This window comes from Rossellomorea vietnamensis (assembly GCF_008180615.1).
In the GTDB taxonomy this organism is placed as follows: domain Bacteria; phylum Bacillota; class Bacilli; order Bacillales; family Bacillaceae_B; genus Rossellomorea; species Rossellomorea vietnamensis_D.
Genome location: NZ_VTEH01000002.1, coordinates 43,155 through 58,261 on the forward strand (window position 1 = coordinate 43,155; position 15,107 = coordinate 58,261).

Genomic DNA, 15,107 nt, shown 5'->3' on the forward strand with positions numbered 1-15,107 from the left:
GCTACTCCTCCTTAACCGCGATGTTTTTTAACCTCTTCAACAAATACATCTAAATCTACCAGCTTTTGTTCACCTGTGCTCATGTCCTTCAGATTGATTTTGTTTTCTTTCAACTCATCTTCACCCAGCACAGCTACAAGCTTGGCATTCATTCTGTCGGCAGATTTGAATTGCGCTTTAACTTTGCGATCAAGATAGTCCTTCTCTCCCGATAATCCAGCCTGGCGAAGCTTATGCAGCAGTTTCACTGAATAATCCTTCGCTTCCTCGCCCATCGTGACGATGTAGCAGTCCAGTTGGGGCTGAACGGGCAATTCCACCCCTTCTGCCTCCAAGGCGGACAACAGCCTCTCGATACTGAAAGCAAATCCAATACCCGGTGTCGCAGGACCCCCAATCATTTCGACAAGACCATTATATCGGCCGCCTCCGCATAAAGTGGTGATGGCACCAAACCCTTCAGCCTTGCTCATGATTTCAAATGCTGTGTGATTATAATAATCCAGCCCCCTCACGAGTGTTGGATCCACTTCAAAAGGAATTTCCATTGCGTTCAAGTATTTTTGTACCTTCTCAAAATATTGCTTAGAATCTTCATTCAGAAAATCCAAAATAGAAGGTGCTGTTTTCATCAATTCGTGATCACGGTCTTTCTTACAATCCAAAATTCTTAATGGATTCTTCGCGAGCCGGTTCTGGCAGTCGCTGCAGAACTCGCCGATCCGCGGCTGGAAGTGAGCCATCAGGGCTTCACGGTGCGCGTTTCGGCTTTCATTATCTCCCAGTGTATTGATTACAAGCTTCAGCTCTTTCAAGCCAAGCTTACTGTAAATTTCTATTGCAACCGAAATTACTTCTGCGTCAATAGAAGGATCTTCACTGCCCAGCGCTTCAATCCCGAATTGAACAAACTGGCGGTAGCGTCCTGCCTGTGGTCTCTCATAACGGAACATCGGTCCAGTGTAGAACAGTTTAACAGGCTGGCCGGCATAGCCAAACATTTTATTCTGTACATAGGAGCGAACAACAGAAGCTGTTCCTTCAGGCCTTAAAGCAAGGCTTCTTCCACCCTGATCTTCAAAAACATACATCTCTTTCTGGACGATGTCTGTCGTATCGCCCACACCTCTCAAGAATAATTCGCTTGATTCAAAGATTGGTGTGCGGATTTCTTCATATTGATAGTTTGAACAGATATCGGCTGCTGTTTTTTCAACATACTGCCATTTGACTGAATCTGACGGCAGTATATCCTGCGTACCGCGAGGAATTTGAATAGACATAAAATGGATCCCCTTCCCTGATTAACAAAGTAATTTTCCCACACTTTGGAAAAAACCAACAAAAAAAGCCCTCCATCCCTTGTAAAATATACAAGGGACGAGAGCTTTGGATTCCCGTGGTGCCACCCTAATTGAAGCAATGAATTGCTTCCACTTAGCCAGTTAACGCCTGGTACGTTCCCGCCTTGGATATAAATCGTTCAGCAGGAATCCTCCGGAGTGTTCATTCACTGAACCAGTATGCAGAAATGCTTTCAGCCGAGGCATTTCCTCTCTTTACACCTGTTATTTCAGTTACTATGCTCCATCAACAGTATAGTTTGTATAGTTATTTTATTTCTATAATAATACGGATGGCTCACTGAGTTGTCAAGGGATTCTACAAATATTTACGACCGCTCCATTTTCTTTTTTAATTGACGGACCCCTGCCAAGGTTAACCCGAATTCTGAAGCCAATTCATAGCTGTCGGCATTCTTCTCTTTTTCCAAGAAACTATGGAAGTTGACGCCAAACAACTGATTCTCCCCGTTGAAACTGCTTAAGCCTTTTTCACTCGCTCTCATCTGGTACCCACCCTTTCCTCTTATCTTGTTACATATCATTTCCAAACCAGAGAAATTTCTTTCATCTAAAAGGATTTTTCTTATTTACGAAGAATTATTCATTAGACTATACTGGATAAATATCCCGAGAGATCAGGTGGTGTTTTTAATCAAAAAATTTCTTTACTCATTCATCATTTCATTTTTGCTGGTGAGCTCGGTTCCTGTTCTAAATACTGAAAAAGCTATTGCACAGGAAAAGGCTATCATCATCAATACTGAATCGCTGAATGTCAGGAACGGTCCGGGCCTGAGTTTTTCAGTAGCGAAACAAGTACGTAAGGGAGATGAGTTCCAAGTCATTTCCAGTGAGAAAGACTGGTACGAAATCAAGCTGAATTCCTCCAAAACAGGTTGGGTCGCCAACTGGCTGGTTACGCTTAAGGCTGGCTCAAGTGCCAAGAAAGGGACTGTCACCGAAGACGGCCTTAGAGTCAGAGATGGAGCCGGAACAAACTACTCAGTCGTTGCGACCCTGACTAATGGAGAAGAAGTCAGTATCATCGAGGAACAAGGGAACTGGTATAAAATTTCTGCAGACTTAATTGCAGGATGGGTCCACAAAGATTACATAGCAGGGGATGCTCCCGAAACAGAGGATTCTGAGACAGTGAGTAACGTGCAGCCTGATAATTGGACTGGCATATCAACCGACAATTCGTTAAATGTCCGAAATTCACCGGGACTCCATGGCAGCATCATCGGAAAATTGAACAAAGGAGATAAAGTTTCGGTCACCGGAAGTGTATCAGGATGGTTCCGCATTGAATTCGGCGGTATGGAAGGATGGGTAAGCAGCCAGTACATAGAAAAACCATCGTCAGCCAGCAAACCGCCCGCTAACCAGGTATCTTACGGAAAAGTTATAATTAACTCCTTAAACATCAGGGAAAATGCCAATTTAAATGGGAAAGTAGTCGGTTCAGTCAAACAGGGCGAGGTATATGAAATCCTTGAAGAAAAAAATAATTGGTACAAGCTTTCGCTCAAGGGTGGCAAAACAGGATGGGCTGCTGGCTGGTATATGGAAAAAACAGTTGCAGAAAAACCTCAAAAAGAACAGAGCACCAGCAAAGCGGAAGAGGTTCAAATTCTTTATAACGGAACGAATTTAAGAAGCTCAGCGTCTACTAATTCAGCAATCGTTGCCAGGGCTTCTTCAGGAGAAACTTTTCCTATCAAGAAAAAGACAGGAGAATGGTATGAGGTTTCGTTAAAAAATGGACAAACGGGATTTGTAGCAAGCTGGATTGTTTCTGTGTCTGGATCTCCGGATTCAGCGCCTGTAAACAAGCCGAAAAGTGGAGGCCTTAAAGGAAAGACCATCCTGATCGACCCGGGTCATGGCGGCCGTGACAGCGGGACCATCGGCTATAGAGGCACATTTGAGAAAGAGCTTACGCTGTCCACCTCTCAAGTACTCTATGATCTGCTGAAGAAGGCTGGTGCCGATGTAATTCTAACAAGAAATGACGATTCATACTCCTCTCTGAACACCAGGGTTGCCCTGGCACATTACCACGATAGCGATGCTTTCATCAGCATACACTATGACAGTATCAGTGATTCATCCGTTAAAGGATATACAGCCTATTATTATCATCAATATCAAAAGGAACTATCTCAAACAGTTCTGGGGAGCCTTGCCAAAAGCCTCTCATCAAGAAACAGAGGACTGAAGCAAGGAGATTATTTTGTAATAAGAGAAAACAAACAGCCTGCTGTACTATTGGAATTGGGATACCTCAGCAATCCATCAGAGGAAGCATTGACGAGGACACACAGTTTTCAGGATATGGCCGCAAGAAGTATCTATAATGGACTGGATGAGTATTTTTCTGAATAAAAAAACGCAAGCTCTAAGGTAACATACTCAGCCGGGTACGCTGAAAGTTTGAAGGGGCTTAATTTTTTTTAAACAGTAAATCAAAACCACCAGTGCGCGCATTGGTGGTTTTTTCTGCGGCTGGAGGCATCTGAATATATCGTCCTAGCAATTTATTCTCTATGATAGTTTTCGCGAAATAAGGGGAGAAATTCCGCTTATTTAAGAAATTGCACGAGAAACAGTTAAATTAAGCGGAGGAATTCCCCTTATTCTCCTAAAACATGCGAAAATGGCTCATGTCACTGTGCTTAAGGGGAAATATTCCGCTTATATACCCCAAAATCAATTATAATCCCCAGCTTAAGCGGAAAAATTCCGCTTATTTTTATAGGTTTATTCATATCCTTCACAGGCATACTTTCTGCTGAAATGAATCCCCAGGGAAACCTGCTTTAATACCTCGCTGTAAGCTATCTAGAACCCCCTGCATAGCTAGAAAGTTTTCAGGACCATAAAAAGGGATGAAGAGTATTAATCTTCATCCCTTTTTATATCATATCATGGACTCTCAATAATCAAGGTTACAGGGCCGTCATTCGTCAGCTTCACATCCATCATGCTGCCGAAGACACCTGTTTCCACCTTGACCCCTTTTCTTGTTAATTGTTCATTGAAGTAGTCATAAATCTCTTCTGCCTGCTGCGGCTTAGCCGCTCCCATGAAGTTAGGACGCCTGCCTTTTCTGCAATCACCATACAAGGTAAATTGAGAAACAGAAAGGATCTCTCCTCCCGCATCAAGAAGAGATCGATTCATTTTTCCTTCTTCATCTTCAAACACTCGGAGGTTTACAATTTTATCAGCCAGCCAGTCTGCATCTTTTTTGTCGTCTTCATGAGTGACACCAACCAGCAGCACAAAACCCGATTTGATTTCACCGCTCAATTTTCCTTCTGCAGTCACAGAGGCTTCACGGCTTCGTTGAAGTACTACTTTCATTTCATTTAAAACTCCTTAGTTCATGATCCTTCTAACAGCATAGATATCTGAAATCTGCTTGATTCTTTCTACCACTCTATGCAAGTGGGAAATATTTTGAATAGAGATTGACATATTAATCGTTGCCATTTTGTTTCGGTCCGATTTCCCGCTCACTGCAGAGATATTGGTCTTCGTTTCATTGACTGCCTGAAGCACTTCATTCAGCAAGCCTCTGCGGTCAAATCCGGAGATTTCAATATCCACGTTATATTCCTTGCGGTTTGGAAAGTCACTTTCCCATTCAACAGGTATCAATCGCTGCTCTGCATTATCAGCTGAAACGTTTGTACAGTCTGATCGATGCACCGAGACGCCGCGGCCCTTGGTTATGAATCCAATGATCTCATCTCCGGGAACTGGATTACAGCATCGGGAAAGCCTGATCAAGAGATTATCAATCCCTTTTACCTGAACTCCTGCATCCCGCTTGCGCTTAGCAGGCTGTGCTTTCAGCTCGGTAATAGTATCCTCAAGGGACTCTTCCTGGTCGCGTTTCTTTCTCAGCTTTTCTGTCAGCCTGTTCGCTATCTGAGCAGCCGTAATACCACTGTAGCCAACCGCCGCGTACATATCCTCTTCATTTGAAAAGTTGAATTTTTCCGATACACGGGAAACATTTTCCGGAGTCAGGACTTCTTTAAGGTCGAATTCAAGATTCTTGATTTCTTTTTCAACAAGCTCCCTGCCCTTTTCAATGTTTTCTTCACGCTGCTGTTTTTTGAAAAATGTTTTGATTTTGTTCTTCGCTTGTGATGTCTGCGCCAGCTTCAGCCAGTCTTTGCTCGGACCATAGGAATGCTTAGAAGTAAGAATTTCTATAATATCCCCGGTGTGTAGCTTATAATCAAGGGTTACCATTTTACCGTTCACTTTAGCCCCGATCGTCTTGTTTCCGATTTCCGAGTGAATACGATAAGCAAAGTCAATCGGTACTGAGCCGGCTGGCAGTTCAATCACGTCGCCTTTAGGGGTAAAAATAAAGACCATATCAGAAAATAAGTCGATTTTAAGGGACTCCATGAATTCTTCAGCATTGGCAGATTCATTTTGAAATTCAAGAATTTCTCTGAACCACGTGAGCTTCTTCTCCAGTGTCGCTTTCTCATCGACATTCTGTCCTTCTTTATACGCCCAGTGAGCAGCCACCCCGTATTCTGCAATCTGATGCATCTCGGATGTCCTGATCTGGACTTCAAGAGGATCGCCTTTCGGGCCAATGACCGTTGTGTGCAGGGATTGATACATATTTGGTTTTGGCATAGCGATATAATCTTTAAAGCGGCCCGGCATCGGTTTCCAGCAGGTATGGATGATACCCAGGACTGCATAACAATCCTTGATGCTGTCGACGACAACCCGAACGGCGAGTAAATCATAAATCTCATTGAACTGCTTATTCTGGAGGGCCATCTTTCTGTAGATGCTGTAAATATGCTTCGGCCTTCCTGAGATATCCGCTTCAATGTTCACTTCACTCATGCTTGTTTTCACTTCATCGATGACTTCATCAAGATACTGTTCCCGCTCTGCTCTTTTCTTCTTCATCAGATTGACAATGCGGTAGTATTGCTGTGGATTCAAGTAGCGGAGAGCCGTGTCTTCCAATTCCCACTTGATTTTTGAAATTCCGAGCCTGTGGGCCAGCGGAGCAAAGATTTCCAGCGTCTCATTGGATATCCTCCGTTGTTTTTCGCTGGGAAGATGCTTCAAGGTCCTCATATTATGAAGGCGGTCTGCCAGCTTGATCAATATGACACGGATATCCTGAGCCATGGCCACGAACATTTTCCTGTGATTTTCAGCCTGCTGCTCTTCCTGGGATTTGTACTTGATTTTCCCCAGCTTTGTGACACCGTCGACGAGCATGGCAACTTCTCTACCAAAGCTGTTTTCCATTTCTTCAAGCGTAATTCCGGTATCTTCGACTACATCATGCAAAAATCCCGCAGCTACCGTAGAAGGATCCATCTCAAGATCTGCAAGGATCCCCGCTACCTGGATCGGATGGATGATATATGGCTCGCCGGATTTGCGGAATTGCTCTTTATGGGCTTCCTTGGCAAACTCATATGCCTTTCTTACCAGTTTGACATCTTCTTCTGTCAAATATTCACTTGTGCGTTTTACGACCTCTTCAGGGGTCAATATCTGATCTTTTGCCATCAGCAAAATCACCTTTGCAATATATTAAATTCAATCTTTCATCCCGATTTTCACTTATTACAAATGTCCCGGCACGAAAAATGAACTCAGGTTCATAATAAAAAAGCGTATTGTATACTATTATCAAAAAAAATAGAAGATATGTAAAGCCTTCACCCCTAAAAAAGGCTGTTTTTGTCGAAAAATATTTACCATTTCTTAATAAAGCGCTTTCTTTCATAAAAAGTGGAAGCGCCTTGATCAGCCCCGACAGGCAAATGTTCTCAAGAGAAGAAAAGGCGTTTTCCCTTTTATTCTCTTGAGGTTATTTGACCCCGAGGAGCTGGCCGCTGCAACTGGATTGATTAAAAAATGGAAGCGCCTTGATCAGCCCCGACAGGCAAATGTTCTCAAGAGAAGAAAAGGCGGTTTTCCCTTTTATTCTCTTGAGGTTATTTGATCCCGAGGGGCTAGGCGCTGGAACTGGATTGATTAAAAAGTGGAAGCGGCCCGAACAGCTCCGACAGGCAAATGTTCTCAAGAGAAAAAAAGGCGGTTTTCCCTTTTATTCTCTTGAGGTTATTTGACCCCGAGGAGCTGGCCGCTGCAACTGGATTGATTAAAAAGTGGAAGCGCCTTGAACTGGCCCGACATGCGAACGTTCACCTTATAGTAAATTTCGATAATAACAAACTTATTCCTGCAATCCGGTAAGTATATTAGCTCTGCTGACTAACAAACCAATTTTTTTAGCTTTATCAATGGCTCCCATTATTAAGAGATATGAAAAAATTAATTTTTATCAGCAAGGAAAAGGGAAATCAGCTGGGAAATGATGCCGGTAAGCAGACCGCCCAGATTTGCATTTATCCAGCTAAGAAGTCCATATCATCAAAAAAATAGGCTCTTTTCTAAAAGATTGTTGCTTTTGATGCTATTTTATCCTCTCTTCATTTTCACCTGAAAGGATTGGAGCGGAAGGCGTGCGACCTCCTGCGGGACTAGCGGGACAGGTGAGAGGTGAGACCCCGCAGGCGAAGCCGAGGCGGCCGGGCGCCCGCCCCGCGGAGTCGCGCGCCTGGAGCGGAAATCCATTACTTTTAAAATAGCCACAATCTTAACGAAAACAGCCAAAAAATAAAAGGACTGAGCATGCCCAGTCCTTTTATGAGTGCTATTCAATTAGAAAACTTAGTATTGCATAAGTGTCATGATGTCATAGCCGTCCAGCTTATCGCGGCCATCCAGGTATGTCAGTTCGATAAGGAATGCAGTACCCGCGACGATGCCGCCTAATTCTTCAACCAGCTTGATAGTGGCTTCAATTGTTCCGCCGGTAGCCAGCAGGTCATCGGTGATGAGAACGCGCTGACCTGGCTTAATAGCATCCTTATGGATTGTCAGCGCATCTTTGCCATATTCAAGGCCGTACTCGACTTTGACCGTTTCACGAGGCAGTTTGCCCGGCTTGCGGACAGGTGCAAATCCTACTCCAAGTGAATAGGCAACCGGACAGCCGATGATGAAGCCTCTTGCCTCAGGACCGACAATCAGATCGATTTCTTTTTCTTTTGCATATTCAACGATTTTATCAGTAGCATATCTATACGCATCGCCGTTATCCATCAACGTAGTGATATCTTTGAATCTAATGCCTTCTTTCGGCCAATCCTCGACGATTGTTACGTATTGTTTTAAGTCCATGCTTAAAAATCCTCCTCATATGTTGCAGACCATTTCAGTCTTCTTATCAAACCAGTTTTTGAGTTCTTGATAAGATGAATACAACAATTCATTCTCTAGATTATATTGTTCCTGCTTTTGCCGGTAAGTAATCGATTCTTCCAAATCTCTCTTAACTTTTACAGGATTGACGGAAATTAATCCATTGTTTATTGTAACAAAATCCAGTTCAAAAAACACCTTTGACATGAATACAATTGTTTCTTTTGACCAGCCTTTATGTTGAGCAAGCTGGCCGCCATGTTTTTTGAGATCGAAAGTCTCCCTCTTTAAAAGAAATCCATAGTACCACTTAAAGTGCTCACGCTTCGGCACTGTGCTGAAAAAATGGTCTTCTTCGTGGTCAAAGTGTGCATAGATTCTTTCCGGTTCTGCTTTTCTTACCACTGCCTCCAGCCATTCTGCGGCAGGCGGCAGATCCAGCAGTACAATACTCTTTGCTGCCTGAAGATTGGCTTCTGCTTCTTCGCTTGAAGAAATCAATAGCAGGTCATCGCGGTAATCTTCAACCGGAAGGCGGTCAATCGTTCCCTGATTAAAAGCAATGATTCTTCTGTCCTGTGAAGGTACTTTTTCAAACCATCTTTTGAACGGCTTGATCCCCCTCATGTCAAAGAGCTGCCAATGAGCGACAGAGAGGTCTTTTAGAAACAACTGCGGCTTCCTGATATTATTCCATTCATTTATGGAAAGCTCACCAATAACCGATAATTCTGCAAGCGGTGAAATGTGATCGGCAAATTCACCCATTCCGAAACCAATACTGTCCAAGGTGTGGACATCTTTCTGAAGGGAAAGCTTTAAATGGTCCTGATTGCCGCCAATCTTCCTCATTCCACCTATCGAAACCCCTTCAATAAGCAGCTTAGGCTTGGGATTCCCCATGCCGAATGGAGCAAGCATCTGCAGAGACTCAATCGTCTCAATATCCACATCTTCAAGACGGATAGAAGCATCCAGCTCTGTGAGAGGAATGAAGTCTTCCTCGGTCAGCTGTTCATTGGCATATCCATTCAATCGGTTTCTCAATTCTGCTACATTCTCCAAATCCAGTGTCATTCCGGCCGCCATTGGATGGCCTCCGAAATGAGGAAGAAGCTCGCGGCATTGAGATAGATTTTTGAATAAGTCAAACCCAGCAATACTGCGGGCAGAACCTTTCGCCTGTCCTTTTTCACTATCGAAGCTTAGAACGATGACCGGCCTGTAGAATTTTTCTACAAGTCTGGAAGCAACAATACCGACAACTCCGGAGTTCCAGCCTTCTTTTCCAATGACCAGCACAGAATTGCTGGAAAGAGGAAACTCGGTTTCAACCATTTCAACGGCCTCTTGTGTCATCTCATTAACGATGTTCTGCCTTTCTTTATTGATAGCGTCGATTTCCTGCGCTATGGCCATGGACTCTTCCATATCCTGAGACAGCATCAAGTCCACTGCCGGGTCGGCATCCCCCAGTCTGCCGATTGCATTGATTCTCGGTGCAATGGCAAAGCCGACCGTTTCTTCCGTAATCTCGCTCATCTGGGCATTAGCCGTTTTACAAAGGGCTGCAATTCCAGGACGCTTGCTTGTCCGGAGCTTTGCCAGGCCTTGTTTGGCGATAGCCCTGTTTTCCCCTTTTAAAGGAACAAGATCTGCAATGGTTCCAATAGCTGCGAGATCAAGCAGATGCTCTGGGAATTTCCCGTACAGAGCATGAGCGAACTTAAACGCTACCCCTACACCAGCAAGGTCGGCAAAAGGATATGTACTGCCTTCCCTTTTTGGGTGAAGAATCGCTAATGCTTCAGGAAGCTGTGGTCCCGGCTCATGGTGATCAGTGATGATCAAGTCCATCCCCAGTTCCTTGGCAAGCCCAGCCTCTTTCACTGCAGCTATTCCGGTATCCACTGTGATAATTAAAGAGAATCCTTCCTCGGATGCCCAGCGGAAAGCATTTTCATTAGGACCGTAGCCCTCTGTGAAGCGGTTTGGTATATAAAAATGAGCTTCTGCACCTAAATCAAGAAGCGTCTGCATCATGGTGGATGTTGAACTGACACCGTCTGCATCATAATCCCCGAAAATTAAAATCGCTTCTCCATATTCAATGGCTTTTTTTACCCGTTCTACCGCTTTGTCCATATCCAGCATTAAATAAGGATCATGGAAAGGCTGCTCTCCGCCATGTAAAAAGTCCTTCGCTTCTTCTATATCATGTATCCCCCTGTTGGCCAGAAGCTTGCTGACGATAGGAGGTAAATTTAACTTTTGCTGCAATTCAGTACTGTGCGCTTCACTATGATCTTTAATTAACCAACGTGATTTTGATTTTAACATACGTTCACCCCTCAGCCTTTCCTATTATACAAAATGGGGGTATGCCTTTCAATCAGAGAAACATGGAAAGAGATACTTTAAGCTTTTAATTTATTTTTCGGCGATAATTATAGCTCTTTAAAAGAACTACATTTCTGCTTCGGCTCCGTGGGACATGATTTTCTGTTTTTCTTGAGTTCATGACCTCGCTTCGGTCCCGGAGGACATCCTCTTCATCCATTCAATCCACGTATGCTGATTATCCGCTAACCCGGCAGAGGTCTCCGCGCCATCCACTTTAACTTCAAAAAAAGAGGACAAAATCACAAATGATTTCATCCTCTTCTTTTCCCATATTTTTTTCCGAAGCAGAGTTACATCCTTGTTTCTCTTTCTTCATGGATGCTGCCGCTATCTTGCACTCCGTCTTGAGCTGCATCATTGACTGGAAGGGCTTCTTTATCTCCTGCTATCCCCTTTAGTCTGTCGTTCTCTTTTTGAAGAGCCTTAAGCTTTCGTTGTATAACGTATAAACGAAACAAACCAACGGAGCCTACAATCAGGCCTCCCATCAGAACCGAGCCGATGATGACCAAAATCAGCGGCCATTGAGCTTCACCAAAAAGATAGTTCACTCTTACTGGATCAACATTAATCACTGCAAAAATCGCCACAATCAGAGCGAATATAAGTCCTAAAATTAAATTCCATTGAATCTTCACTGCTTCCCCCCCTTACGTCAAATCTACTTTTTCATCTGCCTCATCCGCATTATATGGGTTAATGTGTATGAAAACATCTTGGACATCAGGGTCTTCCAACAATCTTTTCTTTACTTTTTTTCCTACCCGGTGGCCTTCTTCAACAGTAATATGCGGATCCACGCTGATCTTCAAATCCACTATGAGGTAATGTCCGTGCTCCCTGGCGTGAAGTTCATTAATGGCCAGCACTCCTTCTACTTCACTTACCGATTGTCTCAATTCCTGCGTATCTTCATCATGCAGGACATGATCGAGAGTATTATGAATGGATTCAGCACCCAGTTTCCATGCCATTCTCAAAACAAGAAGTGATACAAATACCCCGGCAACCGGATCTCCATATTCCAGCCAGCCAATTCCAAAAACTCCTCCCAGCATGGCAGCACCTATACCGATGAGAGCAGCAATGGATGAATAGACATCCGATCGATGCTCATATGCATTGACAATCAGGGCATCACTTTTCAGTTTTTTACCCAACTTATACTTGTACTGAAACATTATTTCCTTGACTACTATCGAAAAGATAACTGCATAGATCGCAATGGAAGTCGGCGGTTCGATTGGCTGAAAAAATGACTCAATGGAAGATTTTCCGATTTCTATTCCGACCAAAAACAAAAGAACAGCCACTATGATGGCGGCGATGGATTCGGCCTTTCCATGTCCGTATGGATGGTCTTCATCCGGCGGCTGCTTGGCTGCACGAAGACCTATGTATACTGCGAAAGAGCCTGCAACATCTGAGGCTGAATGGACCGCATCGGCAATTAGTGCTTTACTGTTTCCTGCAACCCCTGCCCACCATTTGATGCCTGCCAGCAGAATGTTCCCTACAACGCCTACCAAAGCGGCAAATTCAGCTTTCTTAAAACGATCGTCAGTACTCATGGTTGTCCCCCCTTATTCCACTTTATTGTAACCCATTTACCGCTAAACTATCTCCTGAAACGCTTAAAAGGACGAGCACCCCAGGCACAGCCGCCTGGCATACTCGTCCTTTAGCATTAGAATCAGACTTGTGGTTCGTCTGAAATTTTCTTTTTCTCTTTAAAGGTGATAATTGTCCCTTTTTTCTTCAGTTCCTTCTTCTTCAGCACAAGCCAAATTTGAGAAGCAATGAATACGGAAGAGTAGGTACCTGAGATCAACCCGACAAGCAAGGCAATTGAGAAGTTCGTGATAGACTCACTTCCGAATATCATCAAAGCGATAACCGTAAACACTACAGTAATTACAGTGCTGACAGAACGGGTAAGCGTCTGGCGTAAACTTTTGTTCACGACTTCTTCTATATCTTCCACAGTTTTCAATCTGCGCTTCTTCTGAAGGTTCTCCCTCATCCTGTCAAATGTAACAATCGTATCATTGATCGAGTAACCTACAATGGTCAGGACGGCCGCAATGAATGTTAAATCAACTTCAAGGCGTGTCAAGCTGAAGAACGCAATGATGAAGAACGCGTCATGCAGAAGGGCTGCAATCGCCCCGATGGCCATGGATAGCTCAAATCGAAGGGTAACATAAATGATAATCCCTACCGAAGCGATAGCTACAGCAAGCATAGCGTTTTTCGCAAGCAGTTCACCTATGACCGGCGAAACAGTACTGATATTTGGTTCTGCATCATACGCTTCCGTGAAGTAGTCCTTCAGTTCAGCAATTTCATCTTTATTTAAGACTTCACTGTAGCGGACAACCCCGATTTCGTTATTGTCACCTGAAATAACAACCTCATCGGATGGGTATCCTGCCTCTTCAAGCTCTTCAGTCAAACTGTCACCTGTCAATCCGGATTCAGACAGGATTTCCATTCTGGTACCAGCAGCGAAGTCAATGCCAAGGTTCAATCTGAAAATGGCCAGAATGACGAGACCAGCAGTTATCAATATCCCTGATATCGCAAAGAATTTTTTACGTTGTTTCGCAAAATCGAATTTATCATAAGCAGTAGGTAAATCCAATGTATCATAATTTTCAGCGATATCTTTAATATCTTTCGGGTTCACTCCAAGCCAGGACGGCTTCTTGTTGAATGCACCGCTGTTGACCCATAACCCAAGCAGCAGGCGTGATCCCCATACCGCTGTCAGGAAGCTTGTCAGGATACTGACAATCAGCATTGTTGCGAATCCTTTAACAGAACTTGTCCCAAAATAGAACAGGACAGCACCGGCAAGAATGGTCGTCACGTTTGCGTCCAGGATGGTCATGAAGGAAGATTTGTTCCCGGCCTGGAAGGCTGCGCGGACACTTTTTCCGACCTTCATTTCCTCTTTGATTCGCTCATACGTGATGATGTTGGCATCAACCGCCATACCGACCCCGAGAATCAAGGCCGCTATACCCGGCAGTGTCAGAACCCCGTTCATCATGTCAAATACCCATAGGATGACGAATATGTACACTGAGAGAGTAATCATGGCAATTACCCCTGGGAAACGGTAGAAAATCAGCATGAATAAGAATACAATCGCGATACCAATGATTCCGGCAGTCACGGTTTTATCCATTGCCTGTTCACCGAATTGGGCTCCTACTGATGTAGAATAGACTTCTTCCAATTTCACAGGAAGAGCACCAGCATCGAGAAGCGCCGCCAGGTCTTGGGCTTCTTCTATCGTGAAGCTTCCAGTAATTTGGACTTCATTGGAATTGATAGGTTCTGAAACTTGAGGATCTGATAAGAATTTAGGATTCTCTTTTGTCATTTCCTCTTGATAGGAGTCGACTCCCTCTTCAAAGTCAAGCCATATGACCAGCCTGTTTTCAGGAGGAGGCAGCTGGGAAAGCTCGGTTGTTAGGTCATAAAATTTACTGCGGTCTTTTAGTTCCAAAGAAACTAAAGGGTCATTATTTTGGCCGAATGCCTGCTGTGCACCGCCTGTAACCAGGTCGGAACCATCAAGCCTCACTTCATCATTAATATCCCGGAAAGTCAGATTAGCCTGAGTCGAAAGAATCTCCCTGGCCTGATTCTGATCTTCCACGCCGGCAAGCTGGACACGGATTCTGTTGCCGTCTTCAATCTGGATGTTCGGTTCACTTACCCCGAGAACGTTGATTCGTTTATCCAGTGCATCAGCCGTGTTGGCAACTGTTTCACTGGTGATTTCTTCATCATCACCATTCAATGATTGAACATCGTAGAGAACTTCAAAGCCTCCCTGCAAGTCCAATCCAAGCTTTATGTCTTTCAAAATGTTGTTCGTTGTGCCTCCGATTAATCCTCCTAGTAAAAGAACGATTATAAAAAAGGCGACAATCCTACTTCGTTTTACCATTATGTATAAGTCCTCCTTGCATATGTACAGGGCAATGCCCCTCGATATTAAATTTTCCGGTCCAAATGCCATGGGTTGTACCAATATTCCCATTATGAATTAGCAGCAATTTACTG

Annotated in this window: 10 protein-coding genes and 1 other annotated feature; of the genes, 1 reads left to right on the top strand and 9 read right to left on the bottom strand. The window is 44.0% G+C overall.

The annotated features are described in order from the left end of the window. Positions 1-11: 11 nt before the first annotated feature. Together hisS and FZC79_RS03620 are read right to left on the bottom strand one after the other, a co-directional pair. Positions 12-1,283, bottom strand: coding sequence for a histidine--tRNA ligase (gene hisS, locus FZC79_RS03615; protein ID WP_148945506.1), 1,272 nt, complete (start codon positions 1,281-1,283; stop codon positions 12-14). 90 nt (positions 1,284-1,373) lie between these two features. Then, positions 1,374-1,603: a binding site (T-box leader), on the bottom strand. Between the two features lie 69 nt (positions 1,604-1,672). Continuing rightward, entirely contained in the window at positions 1,673-1,849 is a 177-nt protein-coding gene (locus tag FZC79_RS03620) for an RNA polymerase subunit sigma-70 (protein ID WP_148937779.1), read from the bottom strand. Between the two features lie 139 nt (positions 1,850-1,988). On the opposite strand from FZC79_RS03620, the gene FZC79_RS03625 reads away from it, so the two are divergent. Next, positions 1,989-3,734, top strand: coding sequence for an SH3 domain-containing protein (locus FZC79_RS03625; protein ID WP_187442630.1), 1,746 nt, complete (start codon positions 1,989-1,991; stop codon positions 3,732-3,734). Positions 3,735-4,274: 540 nt separating this feature from the next. On the opposite strand, the gene dtd is transcribed toward FZC79_RS03625, so the two are convergent. The 7 genes from dtd to secDF all read right to left on the bottom strand — a co-directional run bounded on the left by dtd (position 4,275) and on the right by secDF (position 14,991). Further along, the gene (dtd, locus tag FZC79_RS03630) at positions 4,275-4,715 is read right to left on the bottom strand and encodes a D-aminoacyl-tRNA deacylase (protein WP_148937781.1); all 441 of its coding nucleotides are present in this window, start codon (positions 4,713-4,715) and stop codon (positions 4,275-4,277) included. A gap of 15 nt (positions 4,716-4,730) precedes the next feature. Next, a complete protein-coding gene (locus FZC79_RS03635) occupies positions 4,731-6,920 on the bottom strand; it encodes a RelA/SpoT family protein (protein ID WP_148945508.1) in 2,190 nt (729 codons plus the stop codon). A gap of 1,170 nt (positions 6,921-8,090) precedes the next feature. After that, positions 8,091-8,603, bottom strand: coding sequence for an adenine phosphoribosyltransferase (locus FZC79_RS03645; protein ID WP_148937784.1), 513 nt, complete (start codon positions 8,601-8,603; stop codon positions 8,091-8,093). Between the two features lie 15 nt (positions 8,604-8,618). After that, on the bottom strand, positions 8,619-10,964 hold the full coding sequence (recJ, locus tag FZC79_RS03650) for a single-stranded-DNA-specific exonuclease RecJ (RefSeq protein WP_148945510.1): 2,346 nt from the start codon (positions 10,962-10,964) through the stop codon (positions 8,619-8,621). 353 nt (positions 10,965-11,317) lie between these two features. Further along, positions 11,318-11,665 (bottom strand): LapA family protein, encoded by a 348-nt coding sequence (locus FZC79_RS03655; RefSeq protein ID WP_148945511.1) that lies wholly within the window; start codon positions 11,663-11,665, stop codon positions 11,318-11,320. Positions 11,666-11,677: 12 nt separating this feature from the next. Further along, positions 11,678-12,598 carry a cation diffusion facilitator family transporter gene (locus FZC79_RS03660; RefSeq protein ID WP_148945512.1) on the bottom strand — a complete coding sequence of 307 codons (921 nt, stop codon included), beginning with the start codon at positions 12,596-12,598 and terminating at the stop codon, positions 11,678-11,680. A 122-nt stretch (positions 12,599-12,720) separates the two neighbouring features. Beyond that, on the bottom strand, positions 12,721-14,991 hold the full coding sequence (secDF, locus tag FZC79_RS03665) for a protein translocase subunit SecDF (RefSeq protein ID WP_148945513.1): 2,271 nt from the start codon (positions 14,989-14,991) through the stop codon (positions 12,721-12,723). Positions 14,992-15,107 lie beyond the last annotated feature (116 nt).

Excerpts from the sequence above, each read along its gene's own strand:
- hisS (WP_148945506.1), bottom strand. The coding sequence starts at position 1,283 with ATGTCTATTCAAATTCCTCGCGGTACGCAGGATATACTGCCGTCAGAT.
- FZC79_RS03620 (WP_148937779.1), bottom strand. The coding sequence starts at position 1,849 with ATGAGAGCGAGTGAAAAAGGCTTAAGCAGTTTCAACGGGGAGAATCAG.
- dtd (WP_148937781.1), bottom strand. The coding sequence starts at position 4,715 with ATGAAAGTAGTACTTCAACGAAGCCGTGAAGCCTCTGTGACTGCAGAA.
- FZC79_RS03635 (WP_148945508.1), bottom strand. The coding sequence starts at position 6,920 with ATGGCAAAAGATCAGATATTGACCCCTGAAGAGGTCGTAAAACGCACA.
- FZC79_RS03645 (WP_148937784.1), bottom strand. The coding sequence starts at position 8,603 with ATGGACTTAAAACAATACGTAACAATCGTCGAGGATTGGCCGAAAGAA.
- recJ (WP_148945510.1), bottom strand. The coding sequence starts at position 10,964 with ATGTTAAAATCAAAATCACGTTGGTTAATTAAAGATCATAGTGAAGCG.
- FZC79_RS03660 (WP_148945512.1), bottom strand. The coding sequence starts at position 12,598 with ATGAGTACTGACGATCGTTTTAAGAAAGCTGAATTTGCCGCTTTGGTA.
- secDF (WP_148945513.1), bottom strand. The coding sequence starts at position 14,991 with ATGGTAAAACGAAGTAGGATTGTCGCCTTTTTTATAATCGTTCTTTTA.